This is a genomic window from Heyndrickxia acidicola, assembly GCF_001636425.1.
Taxonomy (GTDB): domain Bacteria; phylum Bacillota; class Bacilli; order Bacillales; family Bacillaceae_C; genus Bacillus_AE; species Bacillus_AE acidicola.
Genome location: NZ_KV440953.1, coordinates 2,625,202 through 2,643,870 on the forward strand (window position 1 = coordinate 2,625,202; position 18,669 = coordinate 2,643,870).

Genomic DNA, 18,669 nt, shown 5'->3' on the forward strand with positions numbered 1-18,669 from the left:
GGCTGTGTCTGCTCATTTTTTTTGCTCATTCGTGTGACCCCCCGTTTCACACGAATGAGCAAAAAAAACAACAGCGTCCATTGACAAAGAAAAAAATAAAAAAATTAAATTGATCAATCTCCATATGGACTATTTCTTTAAAGACCAATAAGATATAATTGAAAGCCATTCAAAATGATCTACTCATCCAAAAGATGTTAGGAGAGAATGATATGGTTACTTTATATGATCAGGATTTTAATTGGGATTCTTATTTAAGGTTTGGAACGAGGCAGTTTTTCAAGAAAAAAGAACGCATATACACACAAGGGACTTACGGAGATGGCTTTTATTATCTATTAAAAGGAATCGTCAGAATTGTAAGTACCAATACCAGCGGCAAAGAGCGCACGCTGAACATTGTTATACCCGGCCAGCTTATAGGCGTACAGACACTTGATCAAAAAGAGCATTTCACCACTGCCATTGCCATTACGGATTCCGTTGTTTATCATTTTTCATGTGAACAAATGAAGGGACTTATCAGAGTCTATCCTGAACTATTTAAGTTATTTTCTCGTACCGTCATTCATAAAATGAAAATTCTTTTAGACAGGATTAATTTGGATGCGCTTACATCAGAACAAAAAGTAGCCTGGCTTCTCTATACGATCTGCTATGAATTTCACAGTCTTGAAGTTCCTATCCACCAGCAGGAGATTGCCAGCTGCACAGGACTGACTCGAATTACTGTTTACAAAATCATAAAGCATTGGCAAGAGATGGGCATTGTCGATGTCCTTCATCATAAATATCATATAAAAAAACCAGATTTCCTAAGAAATCTGGTAAGGTAAATCACTATTTCTTTCTGTGACTGGCAATTTCTTTTATACTTCTAATATCGAGTAGTTGAATCTTTCGTTTTTTCAATTCTATTAAATTTTTTTCTTTCCAGCTCTGTATCACTTTATTCACAGTAATACGGGACTTTCCTAAATACTTGGCAAAAGAAGTTTGATTTATGGAAGCGTTTTCATTTTCGTTATAAAGCTTTAATAAATAGTAAGCCATTTGCTGCTCAATCGGACACTCAATAAGTGAAAGAATTTCGGCAAGGGTCCGCAATTTGTAGATAAGTGAATCTGTATAGATAACAGCCGCATCCGGATGCTTTGAAACTATTTGTGAAACAGCTTCGTCTGAAAAGAGATAGAGAACGGATTGGCAGGTGGCGGCAGCACTTGTTAAATATGGTTCCTTTTGAAAACCATGTTCTCCAAATAGCATTCCAGGTGGAACCATATTAATAATCCGTTCATCTCCTTTATCAGAAAGAAGTGTAATTTTTATTTCACCATTTAATAAATAGTAAAATCCTTTTCCTTGTTCGCCTTGTCGGTATATCATCTTATTTCTTTTTACTTCCAATCGTTGTCCATATTCTAAAAATGGCTCCCATTTGCAGAGAAGTTCTTTCATTTCATCACCTTCTTTATAATCTTTATTTTTACACTATACTTCAAGTTGTTATAAGCTAAATCCCTGTTAAATGCTTTTGGACTTTGCTGCTCACTTAGTACCGCTGTAGATTCTAGAAAAAATTAGGATGATATACGGGCCTTCTGTATTCTTTAGGTTTAGCAATAAAGCCCCTTTGTGTAGATAAACGTAATGGTTTGGGCTATTTCTTCTACTGTTCCTTGATGTTCGTTCCGTACAATCTCCCATAGATACATTTCATTGGTGAAAAACCATGCTCTCGCTACGATATGTGGATTAAGCTCTGATCTGGCGAGACGTTTCTGACCGGCATATACAATATCCTTTGAAATCCGCTGAATGAACCTTTCACGGATTGCCTTCCATTTATCCGAAACCGCTGCAGAGATTCCAATTGCCTGTTCAAATACCTGCATCATGTCACGCTCGGTTTCTGCCATTTTCAAAAAAGCGGCTGCCTGTGCCTGAATAATTGTCTCTGCTTCCTTTTTTGATTTTGGAAGAAAGGAAATCTCGGCAATTTCATAGAATTTCTCCATCACGTTATCCATGAGCACGATCAATATATCCTCTTTTCCCTGGAAATGAACATATGCAGTTCCATAACCAATATTGGCTTTTTTAATCATTTGAGATATTGTTGCCTTCTGGAATCCTTCTTTAAGAAACACATCTTTTGCAGCTTCTAAAAGCTTTTGTTTAGTTTTTATAGAACGGAGATGCCGTTTATCCTCCACTTTTTGATCAGTCATTGTGCATGCCCCCTCTTCCCACACCTTTAGCATAGGTTGTTTTCAAATTGATTGTTGCTTTTACGAATAAATGATAAATCTGTATTTTGTCCACCTTCTTGGCATCTTTTCGCAAGTTTCATCATTTTACAATCAGTCTCTGGTATTTAAAAAGAGACTTAGCATATAAGAGTTATAGCATAAATAAAGAGAAATTTGCACAAACATATATAAATTTTATTAAGGTTTTAAATTTTCTAATAATATTATTGACACTATGTCATATTTATTGATATGATTTGCCTTGAAAATTTCATTAATGAAATGGGGGATTATGATGGGTTCAACTTTCTTTCACGCTTCTTTAGAATATGCACAACAATTGGACAGAGAAGATTCACTTCGCCGCTTCCGCGAAGAATTCTATTTAAGGCCTGATACCATTTACATGGACGGCAATTCACTTGGTCTTCTTTCAAAGAGAGCAGAAAAGACCCTCCTGGAATCACTGGAGGATTGGAAGCATTACGGAATTGACGGATGGACAAATGGAACTCATCCATGGTTTTTTCTATCAGAAAAATTAGGAGAGAGTATAGCTCCGCTCATTGGTGCATCTCCCGATGAAGTGATTGTAACAGGCTCTACTACAGTAAATCTGCATCAGTTAACGGCCACCTTCTACAAACCCAAAGGCGAACAAACGAAAATCCTGGCAGACGAACTCACCTTTCCGACGGATCTTTATGCCCTTCAAAGCCATCTTCGCACGCGGGGCTATGACCCTGATGAGCATTTAATATGTGTGAAAAGCCGTGACGGACGGTTAATTGAAGAAGAGGATATTATTGAGGAAATGACGGATGAGGTCGCTTTAATTATTCTTCCTACTGTCCTCTATCGAAGCGGTCAAATATTGGATATCAAAAGGCTGACTGCTGAAGCACATAAGCGCAATATCCTGATTGGATTTGATGCCTGCCATTCCATTGGAGCCATTCCGCATTCATTCAGCGAGTGGGACCTTGACTTTGCCTATTGGTGCAACTACAAGTATTTAAACGGCGGACCTGGTGCGGTTGGAGGCTTGTATGTGAATCGCAGGCATTTTGGGACCAGCCCTGGATTAGCCGGATGGTTCGGATCCAGAAAGGATAAACAGTTTGATCTTGAGCAGACGTTAACTCACACAGAGTCAGCCGGAGCTTATCAAATAGGAACACCTCATGTTTTAAGTGTGGCCCCCTTAATCGGTTCCTTAGAAATTTTCGCGGAAGCAGGCATTGAAAATATTCGGAGAAAATCTCTTGCCATCAATCAATATTTTATGGATTTAATTGAGCACGAATTAGCAGATTTAGGCTATGTGATCGGTAACCCGCGGCTTGACCATCAGCGAGGCGGCCATGTCAGCCTTGAACACAAGGAAGCAGCCCGCATTTGTAAGGCATTAAAAGAAAACGGCGTCATTCCGGATTTCCGCTCACCGAACATTATCCGACTTGCTCCTGTTGCCCTTTATACTTCTTACGAGGATGTTTGGAAAGTGGTGCAAACCCTAAAAGTGATTATAGAAGAAAAGCAGTATGAAAAGTTTTCAACTGGGAGAGAAATCGTTGCTTAGTCATTTCTAATTAAAATCGGGCCAAGGAAGTGAAGGATAATGGAGAAGAATGAACCAGGGTATCAACAGGGTTTAAAGCGTGAATTAAAAACAAGCCAGCTTACAATGATTGCAATGGGGTGCGCCATCGGAACAGGCCTGTTTCTAGGGAGCGGTCTTGCCATTCAAACGGCAGGGCCAAGTGTACTGGTAAGCTATGGAATTGGTGCATTTATTGTTCTTCTTTTAATGGGGTGTCTCGCTGAAATGACCGTTGCGCACCCCTCTTCGGGATCTTTTGGGGTTATTGCCGAAAAATATATTCATCCACTGGCAGGATTTCTTGTGCGGTACTCCTACTGGATTGCCAATGTTCTGGCGGTTGGAGTTGAAGTAAGTGCTATATCGGTTTATATGAAGTATTGGTTTCCAAGTGTTCCCGGGATCGTTTGGATTTTGGTTTTTGGAGCCGTTCTCCTTTATGTAAACGCTACCGGCGTTCACACCTTTGCTACCTTTGAATACTGGTTTTCACTGATTAAAATAGGAGCGATTATCTGCTTCATTCTTCTTGGAGCTTATGTATTATTCAGCTCCTCGGGAAATCGGCATTTAGGGCCGCATAATTTAGTGGATAACGGCGGATTTTTTCCTTTTGGATGGAAGGGAACATGGATTGCTGTCTTCATCTCCCTCTTCAGTTTCCTGGGTACTGAATTGATTGCTGTAACAGCAGGGGAAGCAAAAGACCCGGATACAGCTGTCCCAAAAGCATTAAAAGCAACAGTTTTTCGGTTATCCACCTTCTATGTGCTGACACTTGCTGTCATGCTGATGATTGTCCCTTGGAAATTAGCCGGTGGAGTGAATAACAGCCCGTTTGTCAAAGTAATGGGGATTTTAAACATTCCTTACGCTTCCGGAATCATGAATTTTATTATTCTCACTGCAGCATTATCAGCCATGAACAGTCAGTTATATGCATCCACAAGAATGATGTTTTCATTATCAAAGGCGCAATTTGCTCCCGCTTTTTTAGGGAAAGTAAGCAAAAGAGGCGTTCCTCTGGCAGCAGTGGCTGTATCTGCTTTGGGAATTGTATTGGCTGCAGTGGTCAGTGGGATCTTCCCTAGTTCTTCTTATGCCTTTATGATGGGAATATCGATGTTCGGCGCCATTTTTACTTGGTTGATGGTTTTCATTTCCCATTTATTTTTCAGAAGGATGTGGGCAAAAAAAGGCGGCAGGAAATTGCCTGTAAGAATGATCGGTTTTCCCTATTTAACACTCTTAGGAGCTGTTCTTTTAGCAGGTCTTATGATTACCACTTGGTTTACCGATTTTAAAATTTTGCTTCAGTTTGGTATTCCATGGTTACTCCTTTTAGGGATTGCCTACTTTTTATTAGCAAGGCGCAACAAGGGTGTCGATTTTAAAGAGGAATCAAAAAAATCCGAAAATGAGCAATTCAAATAATACCTTATGAAAGAGGAACGAGAATGGGAAATATAGAAAATCAATCTCAAAGCCACTCGGCAGCGTTTGAAAAAGAAATCCAAACAAATTTTCAAAAGGATATGTCCTATGGTGATTATCTTCACCTCGATCAAATCCTATCAAGCCAGCATAGGCTTTCCAGCCATCATGATGAAATGCTGTTTATTATCATTCATCAGACAAGTGAGTTATGGATGAAACTCATTCTGCATGAGCTTCATGCTGCCACCCAGTGTATCCTCCGAAATGACCTGGAGCCGTCCTTTAAAATGCTCTCACGCGTTTCGCGGATCCAGCAGCAGCTGATTCAATCGTGGAATGTCCTTGCCACTTTGACCCCATCCGAATATATGGAATTTCGGGATAAACTAGGTCATTCTTCCGGCTTTCAGTCCTATCAAAACCGGTTGATAGAATTTTCCTTAGGAAACAAGAATGCACATACCCTGGCAGTTTATCAGCACCAGCCCGAATTATATGAGCAATTAAATCAAGCTCTTCACGAACCAAGTATTTATGATGCAGCTATCCATGCTCTAGCTGCACATGGACTTTCTGTTAATGAACAGGCACTGAATAGAGATTGGTCTAAAAACTACGAGGCGAATGAAAGCGTAGAGCAATCCTGGCTAACCGTTTACCGCCATACCGGACAATACTGGGATTTGTATGAGCTTGCAGAAAAATTAGTTGATATTGGCCATCAACAGCAGCTTTGGCGTTTTAATCATATGACCACTGTAGAAAGAATTATTGGACACAAAAAAGGTACCGGCGGTTCTTCAGGCGTCACTTACTTAAAAAAGGTACTGGATCAGCCCTTTTTCCCTGAATTATTAAGTCTTCGAACAAAGCTTTAGAATGACGTAAAACCTATTAGCGGAAAACGAGAGTAAATGGATTGCGAGGGTAAGCAGATGAAAAAATGGCTTGATATATCACAGCCGCTGGAGCAAGGCATAGCAGTCTGGCCTGGAGATACTCCTTTCACCTACAAAGTCAGCTGGAGCAAGGAAGAAAGCGGCTCTGTCAATGTCGGGCAAATTCAAATGAGTACACATACCGGTACACATATAGATGCCCCTTTTCATTTTGACAATAAAGGCAAAAAAGTCATTGAACTAGATCTTGATTTATATATTGGTATGGCACGTGTTGTTCATCTTCCCACTCCTACGGCAATTGGCATAAAGGAGCTTTCTCATTTGGATTTAAAAGGAGTATCACGCCTGCTTATAAGAACAGATGCGTGGAAGAATCGAAAGGTTTTTCCGTCTACTATCCCTCCTATTGAACCTGGATTAGCATCGTTTCTTGCCAGCAAGGGGGTTCGTTTAATTGGTCTTGACCTTCCTTCCGTAGATCCAATCGACAGCAAGGAGCTATTAGCCCATCATGAACTGACTGAGCACGGAATTCATATTTTGGAAGGCCTTATTTTAGAGAACATCCCTCCAGGAGACTATGAATTGGCTGCACTCCCGCTTCCCTTAGCAGAAGCCGATGGAAGCCCGGTAAGAGCGGTGATTAGAAAAGCGGAGGACGACGTTCAGCGCCGTACGGACTAGATGGCCTCGACTGAGATAAAGGAAACACGAAAAGGGGACTTTCGATGTTGACTTATCGTAGGGAGAGGATAGATAGTCCGCTAGGCGTTGGAGTCCGGAGCTGGACATCAAGAAAAGCAAAGGACGACGTTCAGCGCCGTACGGACTAGATGGCCTCGATTGCAAAGCTGCAGAAAACACACAAAAAAGATGATTGCCAAAAACAGCGATCATCTTTTTTTCTCTAGAAATTCACTTCCGAAAACATTTATCATACAAGAGCCTATTCATCCTTAAGATATTTTGCAAAGAAAACAAGCAGGCCGATTACAACAATCATAACAACCGCAAATCCTATTAAAAAAAACCAGTTATACGACTCAAGCCCCATATTCATGTTACATCCTCCTAACTTTATAACCCCTTACAAGTATACTAAAATTACTGCCGGTTTCCTGTGAAAAATTATTGAATTAATATCTCCCTTTATACTTTATCCTTTTTGCTCCATTTATAAAACACATTAGAAGAACACCTAGAAAGAAATACTCATGATTCGCTGACTCATCCCTTGGGTAAAAATATTTCCTTATGCTCCACACGCTAGTGCTATGGAGAACTATTTTTAAGGGATATATTGCATTAACAGTCCATACCATACATCAACAAGGTATTTAAATAGAATCCAGAAAGCATGTAAACTTTAGGAATTACTTTTTGATAAATTCAATCAGACTTTCTCTTCAAGTATTTGCTTTCGATACTGGACAGCAGTCAGTAAGCTATATCCTCTTAGTTTAGGTGTCATATTATCGAGGAGTGTAACAGCCTCTTCCCTTTTTCCATCATAAACAGCTCGATCAACTCCCAACATGTTTATAAGGAAGGAGTCTTTTATCTTCCTCTTATATTGGTTATACCCATCTGTGTTCCCTTCCTGAATTGCAATATAGGACAAAGCGTACCACGTACTCTTATGCCCACCCATTTTTATAATAAGCTTTTTTGCTTTTCCATATTGTTTACGTTCTATTAAGAGCATTAATTCAGAGTTGAGCTTTAATTTTTTTGAACGAATTTTCTCCTTTGCTTTTTCCCCATTCGATAAGTCGCCATTAAGAAAATAGTAAAGAAATTGCAAATGTGGTGCTTTGGATTTTTTTAGGTAAGCCAGCATTTTCTCTACATTTTTCCCTAATATAAGCGGGTTTCTATATATAAAAAATACTAATAGCACTGTTAACAGACCGTACATAATCCAGATGTTAACCTGAAAATATCCCAATAAGCCAGCAAACAAAACGAGACACATAAAAAATTTAACCATTACATCCTCCAACAAAAGAATTTATGTCAATTTTACCACACCATTTTTCAATAATAATGAATGTATTATAATTTCACTTCCATGAAAGTCCTTATTGAGCATAGCGGATTTGATATTAGATGACTGTTTTATGAACTCAGCATTAACACGTTCTGCTATTTCTATGACTCCATCAGGAACCGTCGTTAAATACATAAAACGGCGCAATTACCACGTTTTAACCCTGATTTGAATTTAGATAATGTTGACATTGCATTTACCCATTTTCGCAAACTTTATAAAGAACTTTTTACGCTCCCATCTTGCCTCTTTCTACCTTCATCCCCTCAACTTGGACTCGGCCTTCGTAAGCCCAATGAAGGACTTTTCGTGCTCTTCTTGACCTGGTTTTGGTCTTCATAAGCCCAATGAAGTAATTTTCGCGCTCTTCTTAACCTGGTTTTGGTATTCATAAGCTCAATGAAGGACTTTTCACGCTCTTCTTAACCTGGATTCGGCCTTCATAAGCCCAATGAAGGACTTTTCGCGCTCTTCTTGATCTGGTTTTGGTCTTCATAAGCCTGATGAAGGACTTTTCGCGCTCTTCTTGACCTGGTTTTGGTCTTCATAAGCCCAATGAAGGACTTTTCGCGCTATTCTTGACCTGGTTTTGGCCTTCATAAGCCTGATGAAGGACTTATCGCACTTCACTCCTGCCACTTTCGTCTTTCATCCCCTCTATGAAGGACTTTTCTCCCAATCCTCCTACTCCTTTCGTCCTTCATTCTAAAGGAATCAAATGGTGTACCGATATGTACACCAGAAAACGCCAAAAGAGTTCCTAGGCCGTTAAAGAAACGCACTTGATTGGGGGTGTCCGAAAAAAAAGCGTTCCTTCTATAAAGGAACGCCAGCAGTTTTGTTTTTTATTGAGAGGTTGCACCATTTCCATTCCAGTAATATTCACTGAAGGCACGGGAGAAAGCGTCAACCGCATTATCCAACTCGGTCATATTATTGTCCACTCCGCCAAATTCCAGCAGGATTGAACGGTTAGACAGATCTTGATTATAAATACCATTTCCTTCACTCTTTGCTTTGACGAATATCCCTCTGCTTAGTCCGGGATACAGTTTCTCCAATTCACTGTTCAACCCTTTTGCAAAGCTTAAATTGGCTTCATAGTTTTGATTTTCTTGTCCGATAATAATATCAATTCTTGCATAGGACTTTCCATTAATTGTGGTAGTCGTAACGCCTCTCCTTTGTGAATCACGGTGAATGTCAATTAAATATTTTAACTGTTTATCGCTTCCCATTGCTTCCTCAACGTGCTGTCGGGAAAGTTCATAGGCATTGGCATAGCCCCAATTTCTTTGCTTAAGCTGCTGACCCATATTACTTGTATCATGGTCAACGCCAATTCCTTTGTTAATGAGGTCATCTGTTAACCTTTGTCCCACTGCTACTACATTTACGTTGTTATCCGTGCTGGTGGCGTTATTTGGGTTTGTCACACCATTTAACAAAGGAAGAAATGATTCCCAGCTGTGGGTATGATAAATATAAACGACTTTTTTGAGGTTTTTTTGACTTGGAGTCGTTTGATTCGAGTTATTGGTTGAATTATTTTGTTGATTATTCGTTTTATTTCCTCCTGAATTCGTTCCATTCTTCAAAATCTCATTGCTGGAATCCGGAAGTGTATCATATGGGATTGTTTTTAAATTTGTCCCCTTTCCGGCAACTGCAATCTCGGTGTTATAAATATCTAAACCCGGAATCTCTCTTCCCAGCAGTGTAATGGAGTTTGAGGGATTAATATTGGTCGCAAGGGTAAAGAGAATTTTGGAAAAGGACAACGGATCTTCTTCCTTTTTATTGGAATAGATGGCATGGTTTTCACTTTGAAGCATGTAGACAAATAGATTGGAAAAGTTTATTTCTCTAAGAGAATGCTTCATTTCTGATGATGACAGGCTGACAGGTGCTCGGACCAAACAGGCAATAAGAAGAAAAACAGCAATTACTCCCAGGAAGACTCTGCTGAATAGGACAATTGGATGAACGGCGTTTTGATTTTCTTGGTACATATGATTACCTCCTAGTACTAGTAATCTATGATGAGCACAAGAAAAATAGAATCTATTATTTAGGAAAGGCTTGTTTGTTGTCTTCAATAAGAATGCTGCGTAAATATGTAGAAATGGGATCAATGCTAGGACCCGAGCCAGAAATAAACATTATGGGTTACATAATATATAGTTTTATCCTGCTGGTTGATTTGCTACTCCAGGCTTTTATTGAGATTTGGGGAGTGCTTTAAATTTTCCTGCTGGTTGATCTCCACTACAGGCACTCGCTTTCCGCTCCAATCAACTTTGGAATCAATCCTAATTTCAATTATAAAAGAATACGAGTGTGCCCTGGTCTTCCTGCTAAGCTCGTTTCGGCAGTTATCAACATAGCTATGAACCCATGTTACGTAAAAAAGTTCCGTATTTTTTCTTTAAAATCGTTCTTATGTATTTCAAATTGCTTTTGCCGGTGGCCATTTGCTCCTGATGGATGTGGAAAATCAAATAAGCACTGCTCTTTTGCAAGTCTCCCCTCTTTAACATACATATTTAAGATATGATCTACTGACTTTCCGAGAGGAATGATGAAGGGCCGATTTTGAGATAGGATAACTGTTTTCAATGTATCTCTGGCGTATTTCATTAAAAGAGGACTTTTATAAAGCACGGGATTATGGCCATTGTAATTTTGGCTATTCACAAAAACAGGAAATTTTATTAAAGAGGTTGTATGCAGCATGCAGCTATTAAATAATTCCTCCGCCGAAGATAAGCCAAGATATTTCGAAAGCTGCAGGTCATCTAGCATACCTACCAGATAAGTGCGCATGGATCCATAAAAACGAACTTCTCTGTTAACACGCTTTAATAAAAGATCATATGGCATATCCTCCTCCAGATAGTTTTTAGCCAAACTCATAGCTCTCGCCATTTGGGTCCATCCTGGCGTAATCCCTATGATCAATACTCTTGCATTCTTATTGACATACTGATTATGCGGAGAGTAAAAGATCTCAATGGACCCTTCCTTTTCAAGTAAAAAATCATTTATCAGCAGATCCTTTTTTGTTGGAGTATTTGGGATTCTTCTTATCTTCTCAGCAAACTCGTCAAATAATTGCATACATCCACCCCGCGTTTCCTTTTATCATCCAGTTAGGAGATAGCTTAGCCATTACATTAAGGCTGCTCCTATTCTCCATATTTTACCCGTATGCTCATAGATTAAAGTAAATTTATTTATGAAATGGAATTTTGGTCTATTCTTATGTTTTTTCTTTTCATACTTATTAGTGAAACATTTTAACAATATTGTTATCAGGAAGGAAACATGTAAACCCGTCTTCTTTTTACTGAAAATTTTTTATTCATCCCAAAAAGTAAAACTTATCATGCTATACTTTATTTTAAAATACGCCGTTTCAGAGGGAAGGAAATTGCATGATTAAAATCATATCGGATAGCTCCTGTGATTTGCCGGAGCATTTGCTAAAAAAATATGATATATCCATTGTTCCGCTTGTTATAACATTGGATGGAGAGGTATACCGGGAAGGGGCAGATTTAACTCCAGAGGACTTTTTCCGAAAAATGTTTTCATCTACTGAGCTTCCCAAAACCTCACAGCCTTCGCCTTCTTCTTTTGCAGAGGCATTTTTAAGGCTCAGGGAGACTGAGAATCAACAGCTTCTTTGCCTTACTATCTCTTCAGGATTGAGCGGTACCTATCAATCAGCTTCTATTGGCAAAGGATTGGCTGAAGCCGATGTATATGTTTTTGATACTCTTGCCGGTTCTCTGGGCCATGGACTTCAAGTAATCCGGGCAGCTGAGTTGGCACAAGCAGGACATTCGATAAATGACATTATTCGAGAGCTGGAGGAATACCGTAACCAAATGACAATCCTTATTATGCTGGACACGCTTGAGAATATTGTAAAGGGCGGACGCTTGAACCGATTCCAAGGATCGCTTGCAAAAATTCTGAACATAAAAGTGATTCTGCAGGGGAATCAGGGAGAGGTTGAGATTTTAGAGAAAGTACGTGGACGGAAAAAGGTTCACCAACGATTGTTTGACATTATTAAATCAAAAAAAGATGATTTTTCCACTACTGTCTTCGGCATCACCCATACAGGAAATTTGGAAGAAGCAGAGAAAATTCGTGATGAAATACAAAAACAATTTCAGCCAAAGGAAATCTTATTCCACTACATGGGGGCTGCAATGGGGACGTATGCTGGAAAAGGCGGCATGATTATCTCTTTTTAATACAGTTTGACAGTTTTAAAGGAACATCTCCATAGCTTGACGGATTGTTATCTGTTATAAACATTAAAAGTACATGAACATGAGTGCCATATTGTATATGAATATGACACTCATTTTTAATTGGTGTTAAGCGGTTTGTATGGAAATTACACTGAGATTCGCATAGGATTCAAAAGAAAAACCAGCAGATTAACTGAAGGCTTTTCTTACACATCTACCGGAAGCTCTATAGTTAGAGTCAGCCCTCCCTCTTTAAAGGCTGCATGTATATGTCCCTGATGGAGCTCGACGATTCTTTTGGCTATTGGCAGTCCAAGCCCTGTGCCATTCTTGCCGCTTCTTGATTTGTCGCCTGTATAAAAGCGTTCAAACAGTCTGGATGGATCTTCGGCAGAAAAAGACTCCGTTTTATTAGAAACAGAGATTTGTGCCTTCCCGTCCTTTTTACTTAACACCACACTCACTGCAGAGGGTTTATCACTATATTTCTGGATATTGCCAAGTAAATTATCAAATACCCTTACCATCTTTTCGGTATCCATACGAACCATAAAGTCCTCATCTAAAAACTTACGGTGAATCTGCAAACCATCCTGTTCAAAAATAGGCTGATACTCTCCCATCATTTGCTCCAGCAGTACTCTTAAATCAATAGGCTCTAGATTTAATTGAATGTCGGGACTTGATAGTCTCGTATATTCGAACAGTTCATTCATTAATTTTTCCAGCTTTTTTGCCTTACTTTCAATGATGCCTGTATACTCATAAAATTGTTCCGAGGTAAGTTTGGTGCCGTTTTTAAGCAAATCAATATAGCCAAGGATCGATGTGAGGGGTGTCCTTAGATCATGGGATACACCTGTAATCAAATCATTTTTTGTTCTTTCCATTGTTCTTTCATTTTCAAATTTCCGCTTTAATTCCAGGGACATGGCATTAATACTCTCTGATAACTGTCCCAGTTCATCTTTGCCTTTTACACGGATGGCTGCCCCCAAATCACCCGCTGCAATGCTCTTGACGCGTATGGATATATACCTGATATAGGCTATTTTTTTTCGGATTAATAAAAGAAAAACAAGTATAAACGTAATGATGGAAATGGAGACCATGGCGAAGCTCATAAGATTATACTGAAGGATCCCCAAATCCTTGCCATGAGCATAGTAATACATCATAAAGAATCTAGAAGTAACAGCAAGCACTAATATAGAGAATACGTAACTAATTCCAATAGAGAGGAGAAGCTTAATACTAATTTTTTTGATTCTAAAGCGTCTTATCATATCTTGTAGCCTACTCCCCAAATGGTCTTTATATAAATAGGATGTTTGGGATCATCCTCTATTTTTTCACGGATTTTGGTGATATGAACCATAACTGTATTATCACTGTTAAGGAATTCCTCTTTCCAAACAGCTTCGTATATTTTGCGGATGCTTAATACAAATCCCTTATTCCTCGCCAGGAGTTCAAGAATGTCGAATTCTTTTGGAGTCAGTCTAATTTCTTTATCATTCACCCACGTTTGCCGGGTATCCGTATTAATAAGCAACTGGCCGATTTCAATTCTGCCCTGTACTTCAACCCCATCTGCATTATATTTTTTAAATCTTCTGAGCTGGGATTTCACTCTCGCAATTAGCTCTAAAGGATTAAATGGCTTAGTAAGATAATCGTCTGCCCCTGAAGCAAGACCCTGGATTTTATCCATATCCTCAGATTTAGCAGAAAGCATGATAATCGGCATGCTCCGTTCTTCCCTTATTTTAAGACATGCTTCAATTCCGTCCATTTCTGGCATCATAACATCCAGAATCACTAAATCAAACCATTCTTTTTCCATTAAATCTAAACCCCTTAGGGCATTGTCTGCTTTTACTGTTTTATATCCCTCATTTTCCAAGTAGATAGAGATTAAATTCCTGATTTTCTCATCATCATCTATTATTAGGATTTTAGTTTCCAATTCTGCTCCTCCCTGCTTTTTTACCTCGGTGCTCCTTTACAGTTTAAGACATAAGCAGGAGGCATATTTCGAAATTCATGATCGACCTCGATTTGATTAAAAAATCCGCGGATCATCTGCATTTTAAACAATGTATACTGAAAGGTAATAAATCTGCCTGTACCGCCAAGAACTTTCCTGGTTTTTTCTAAGATAGTATTGGACACCCCGCTTGGCAAGCTGGCAAATGGCAGCCCTGAAACAATATAATCTACATGGGAAATTTGATGCTTGGTTAAATAATCATCAATATGTTCAGCTGACCCATGTTCAATAAAGACATTTTTTTCTTCTCCAAACTTGGACTTTAACAGCTTGTAAAACTCTTTGTTCGCTTCAATAAGCAAAACAAAGGTTGTTTCCTGTCTGTTTTTAATTATTTGTTCTGTAAAAATTCCCGTTCCAGGTCCGTACTCCACAATACAACTCGTTTGATCAAAAGCAATATCCTTCACCATCTTTTTGGCAAGAAAATGCGAGCTTGGCCAAATGGCGCCTACTGTCCGTGGTTTCGTTAAATATTGTATGAAAAAGGCAAGACTTTTCATCATCATAACACCTCTTTTTATAAATTGGATAATCCTATCATAGATAGAAAACCTAAAGAAAAAGCATGGGAAAATCTTAAGAATTCTTAAGAACGCTCTTATACCTCCCTGCAGTAACAGACGGCTAGAGCATTTCCTATCACCTTAGCTTGCCCCTTAACTATCTCCTTATGTTAAACACCACTCCGCAAACCCTTTAGGAATGATATTCATTAAACCAGTAATGACTGGAAAAATAGCAGAAAGCAGTGTTACATGAGGATTTAGAAATCTATACAAAAATGTCATTGTATTAAAAAGAAAAGCATAGACCACGTTTCAGGCATGCTGCCCTTTTAATGGTCTATGCTTTCAACAGCTTCTTTTTTCGGTGTGCAAAAGTGTAATCTTTATTATCCAGCATAAAGATATTCTTTTATAACAACCTATAAAATCTGTTTATTCGTAAGCAATAACATCCCGAATTTGAGTTTTTGCCATATTACGTGCAGGGAATATACTGGCTGCCAGTGCTATAAAACAAGACAAAAAGAGCCATTCCCATATGCTGATATAGGAATAACAGTAATCCAGCGGCGTTTGAAATAATGAATAACCTACTTCATCGGAAATACTTTTGCTGATCGGGAACGACAGCAGAATTGCACTAAACCAGCCACTCAGTGCAATGACCATGCTTTCTGCCGTTACGAGAAAATATAACGATTTATCCCCAGCTCCAATGCTGCGCAATATGCCCACCTCTCTTTTCCTTTCCAGGACATTTAGGCTGATATTCCCCATTAGTCCAACTACTGCAATACAGGCAAGTAAAAAAGAGAACATGGAAAGCAGTACCAGTTCAATGTTAAACCTAACCTCAAGCCCCTGCTGAAAGTCTTTTGTACTTTTCATTTGGGATACATTCACTTTATTCGCGTTTAATTGTTCTTTTACTTCTCTTGCTATTTTTTCTTTGCCCTTCCAAACAGCAGGCTTGGCTGTAATGTTAATCAGCATAGTTGAATCCTTTAATTGAAAGCTTTGAAGAGTTTCTGGACTGATGTAAGAAACAACCTCTCCGGCAGCCTTTCTTGCAAGACCTGCTATTTTCAACGGTATTTCCTTATTATTGATTCTAAATTTCAGCTTGTCCCCTACTCTGATTCCTGGATCCGTTCTCAAAATATTTGTGTCCAAAACAATGGTATGCTTATCTTTAGAAGTAAGCCAGGTTCCTTCTGCCATTTCAGGATCTATCATCTGCGTTGCTGTCTTTGGAGCCAGGATCATGAGATCACTGCTTTTCAATCCATTTCTTTGCTTATAAGATCCTGAGGCCATTCCCCAAAACTCTGCTTTCTTTACTCCTTTGACTCTTTGAATGATCTTCTGCAGCTTTTTCGTGCCAACTGGACTTTCCAGCTCCAACTGGTAATCATATTTTGTATAGTGAAGCGACTGCGCTTTTGTTTTCTGCATAGAAGAGTAAATGGCAGCTACCGATATGATCGTCGTACCTGTTAAAGCCAGCGTACCCAATGTCAATGCAAGCCGTCCTTTTTTTCTAAAGGCATTTCGAAACGCGAGAATATGAGTAGACGAAATAAAATGAGGCCACCTTCGAATGTAAAATCTTTGAAAAGGCTGTGATTCCTCACCTCCCTGTATGGCCTCCCGTGCTGAAATCCGGCTGCCCTTATAAATTGGATAGAAGGATACCAGCACCGGGACAATCACTCCAATCAAGATTTGGCTGCAGACAACCTGAGAAGACAATCCTATGTAAGAACTGGAAAAATTGAGCATTTCCATAGAATGAGCTGTTATATGCCTCGCTCCCCATATGCTTGCAGGTATACCTACACTTAGAGATAAAAAGCTATAAAAAAGGACAGTGCTTGTGTACATGGCAAAAAGCTGACGGGGTGCTGCACCAATTACCTGCATAATCCCAATCTGTTTCAGCTGTCCCTTTAACAGTGACATTACTGTATTCATAACCAGTCCAATAGAAGCAATAAAAATCAGAAAACCAAATTTAGTAAAAATTAAAATCATCGAATGGACAATATCATATGCCCAATGGCGGCCTTTTTCTGTGATAACCGTTGAATAAACAGGAATTCCAGAGGTTTTAGCAAGAATTCTAATTTTCAATGCAATATCCCGTAGTCCCCTGTTTCCGGCTTCCCGCTTGTCCACTGCAATAAACAGCGTATTCATCTTGTTTGTATCCGAGAATTGCTTTAATTGATTTACCGGAATGTACATAAACATATTATTTGATAACAGGGCCGTCATTTTACCAGAATCATATACAGTCCCTGCTATTTTCATTAAGTGTTTTTTTCCATTTGAAGTTTCAATCCAAATCGAATCCCCTATCTTCAAATGGAAGTGGGCAAGAGAGGTTTCTTCTATAAGCACCTCTCCCGCCCTTGGACTGGTGCTTCCTTTTCTAAAATAAAAACGCTCAATTGGCATATGCTGAAAATCCATAGCCAACAAAACGCCATGGTTCCAGCTGCTGGTTTGAGATCCAGTACTTGTTCCTTTTTGAAATTCCACAGGAAAGACTGACTTGCCGACAGCTTCTTTGACTCCCTTTATGCGTTCTGTTTTATGAAGAAAGTCTGCTCCAAAGCCTTCGAGCTTTAAAACTATGTTAGCAGGGCTTGATGTTTTATATCCGTTTTCCATCCCCTTAGAAAGAATATAATTCGTCTGACCAATAACCCCTACACCGATAATTCCAAGGGATATAGAAAGCACCACTAGCAATGTGCGGAATTTATCCTCCCATACATCATGGAGTATTTTTTTCCAGCGGGGGCTAAGCATACGGCTCCAGCCTCTCCTCCATGGAATGAAGCTCGCTTCTATCCACTCGGTTATCCACTTTTACCTCACCGTCTACAACCCGTATCTTTTTACCTGCCTGCGATGCAATGCTTAAATCATGGGTAACAATTACAACGGTTTTTCCCTCTGCTACTAATTCCTTAAAGAGACCCAAAACAGATGCGGCGGTTTTTTCGTCAAGACTGCCCGTTGGTTCATCCGCTACAATTATAGGGGGATTATTCGCTAGTGCCCGGGCTATCGCTGCACGTTGCTGCTGTCCTCCAGATATTTCAGATGGATACTGATTAGCCTGCATTTCAAGGCCCACTCGGCTAAGAAGCTGATATGCCTTTTCTCTCCGCTCTTTTCTTAAGTAGCACCTGCAAAAATCCATGGGCAGCATTACATTTTCAAGCAGGGTTAAACCAGGGAGCAATTGAAAAAACTGAAAGACGATCCCGATATGTAATCCCCGCCATTTCGAAAGCTCACTCCGCCGCATTTGTCCGAGATTGGTATCAAGAATATACACTTCTCCTGAAGTAGGATGGTCAATTCCTGTCATCATATTTAGCAAGGTAGATTTACCGCTTCCTGATTTGCCAATAATGGAAACAAATTCTCCTTTGTCAATGGTTAATTCCGCTCCCTTAATGGCTGTAAATGAGGCTTGGTTCCGAGAAAAGGTCTTTACCACCTTTTTTAGTTCTATTATCATGACTGCACCTCTTATAACTCAAATTCACAATTCTTAACATCTTTTTTCCATCTG

At 39.3% G+C, this 18,669-nt stretch carries 16 protein-coding genes; 6 read left to right on the plus strand and 10 right to left on the minus strand.

Features of this window, described 5'->3' with window-relative positions; all coding sequences use genetic code 11:
* The first annotated feature begins 212 nt into the window (after positions 1–212).
* Entirely contained in the window at positions 213–836 is a 624-nt protein-coding gene (locus A5N88_RS12295; RefSeq protein WP_066266415.1) for a Crp/Fnr family transcriptional regulator, read from the plus strand.
* Positions 837–840: 4 nt separating this feature from the next.
* On the opposite strand, the gene A5N88_RS12300 is transcribed toward A5N88_RS12295, so the two are convergent.
* Positions 841–1,461 (minus strand): Crp/Fnr family transcriptional regulator, encoded by a 621-nt coding sequence (locus A5N88_RS12300; protein WP_066266416.1) that lies wholly within the window; start codon positions 1,459–1,461, stop codon positions 841–843.
* 158 nt (positions 1,462–1,619) lie between these two features.
* Positions 1,620–2,234 carry a TetR/AcrR family transcriptional regulator gene (locus tag A5N88_RS12305; RefSeq protein WP_066266418.1) on the minus strand — a complete coding sequence of 205 codons (615 nt, stop codon included), beginning with the start codon at positions 2,232–2,234 and terminating at the stop codon, positions 1,620–1,622.
* Between the two features lie 316 nt (positions 2,235–2,550).
* Between A5N88_RS12305 and kynU the strand changes: the two genes are divergently transcribed.
* Genes kynU through kynB form a run of 4 tightly spaced genes read left to right on the plus strand, consistent with a single transcriptional unit; the run spans position 2,551 to position 6,881 of the window.
* The gene (gene kynU, locus A5N88_RS12310; RefSeq protein WP_066266421.1) at positions 2,551–3,837 is read left to right on the plus strand and encodes a kynureninase; all 1,287 of its coding nucleotides are present in this window, start codon (positions 2,551–2,553) and stop codon (positions 3,835–3,837) included.
* A gap of 39 nt (positions 3,838–3,876) precedes the next feature.
* Positions 3,877–5,292: an amino acid permease gene (locus A5N88_RS12315; RefSeq protein ID WP_066266422.1), complete on the plus strand. Its 1,416-nt coding sequence runs from the start codon at positions 3,877–3,879 to the stop codon at positions 5,290–5,292.
* Between the two features lie 23 nt (positions 5,293–5,315).
* On the plus strand, positions 5,316–6,173 hold the full coding sequence (gene kynA, locus A5N88_RS12320; RefSeq protein ID WP_066266425.1) for a tryptophan 2,3-dioxygenase: 858 nt from the start codon (positions 5,316–5,318) through the stop codon (positions 6,171–6,173).
* 57 nt (positions 6,174–6,230) lie between these two features.
* Positions 6,231–6,881 carry an arylformamidase gene (gene kynB / locus A5N88_RS12325; protein WP_066266427.1) on the plus strand — a complete coding sequence of 217 codons (651 nt, stop codon included), beginning with the start codon at positions 6,231–6,233 and terminating at the stop codon, positions 6,879–6,881.
* A gap of 709 nt (positions 6,882–7,590) precedes the next feature.
* Here kynB and A5N88_RS12330 read toward each other — a convergent pair.
* From A5N88_RS12330 to A5N88_RS12340, 3 genes are all read right to left on the minus strand, one after another.
* Positions 7,591–8,187 (minus strand): hypothetical protein, encoded by a 597-nt coding sequence (locus tag A5N88_RS12330; protein WP_066266430.1) that lies wholly within the window; start codon positions 8,185–8,187, stop codon positions 7,591–7,593.
* Between the two features lie 905 nt (positions 8,188–9,092).
* Complete coding sequence (spoIIP, locus tag A5N88_RS12335; RefSeq protein ID WP_066266432.1) at positions 9,093–10,259, minus strand: stage II sporulation protein P; 1,167 nt, start codon at positions 10,257–10,259, stop codon at positions 9,093–9,095.
* 388 nt (positions 10,260–10,647) lie between these two features.
* The gene (locus tag A5N88_RS12340) at positions 10,648–11,367 is read right to left on the minus strand and encodes a hypothetical protein (RefSeq protein ID WP_066266437.1); all 720 of its coding nucleotides are present in this window, start codon (positions 11,365–11,367) and stop codon (positions 10,648–10,650) included.
* A gap of 317 nt (positions 11,368–11,684) precedes the next feature.
* Here A5N88_RS12340 and A5N88_RS12345 point away from each other — a divergent pair, with 317 nt between their 5' ends.
* Positions 11,685–12,515 (plus strand): DegV family protein, encoded by an 831-nt coding sequence (locus A5N88_RS12345; protein ID WP_066266442.1) that lies wholly within the window; start codon positions 11,685–11,687, stop codon positions 12,513–12,515.
* Between the two features lie 206 nt (positions 12,516–12,721).
* Here the strand turns inward: A5N88_RS12345 and A5N88_RS12350 are convergent, their stop codons facing one another.
* From A5N88_RS12350 to A5N88_RS12370, 5 genes are all read right to left on the minus strand, one after another.
* On the minus strand, positions 12,722–13,801 hold the full coding sequence (locus A5N88_RS12350) for a sensor histidine kinase (RefSeq protein WP_066266445.1): 1,080 nt from the start codon (positions 13,799–13,801) through the stop codon (positions 12,722–12,724).
* Positions 13,798–14,484 carry a response regulator transcription factor gene (locus tag A5N88_RS12355; RefSeq protein WP_066266447.1) on the minus strand — a complete coding sequence of 229 codons (687 nt, stop codon included), beginning with the start codon at positions 14,482–14,484 and terminating at the stop codon, positions 13,798–13,800. Before A5N88_RS12355 ends, A5N88_RS12350 begins: the two co-directional genes overlap by 4 nt.
* Before the next feature lie 20 nt (positions 14,485–14,504).
* On the minus strand, positions 14,505–15,071 hold the full coding sequence (locus tag A5N88_RS12360; protein ID WP_066270486.1) for a class I SAM-dependent methyltransferase: 567 nt from the start codon (positions 15,069–15,071) through the stop codon (positions 14,505–14,507).
* A gap of 438 nt (positions 15,072–15,509) precedes the next feature.
* A complete protein-coding gene (locus tag A5N88_RS12365; RefSeq protein ID WP_066266449.1) occupies positions 15,510–17,894 on the minus strand; it encodes an ABC transporter permease in 2,385 nt (794 codons plus the stop codon).
* Positions 17,887–18,615, minus strand: a complete 729-nt coding sequence (locus A5N88_RS12370; RefSeq protein WP_066266454.1) for an ABC transporter ATP-binding protein — start codon at positions 18,613–18,615, stop codon at positions 17,887–17,889. The genes A5N88_RS12365 and A5N88_RS12370 overlap by 8 nt, the downstream gene beginning before the upstream one ends.
* Positions 18,616–18,669: the final 54 nt, after the last annotated feature.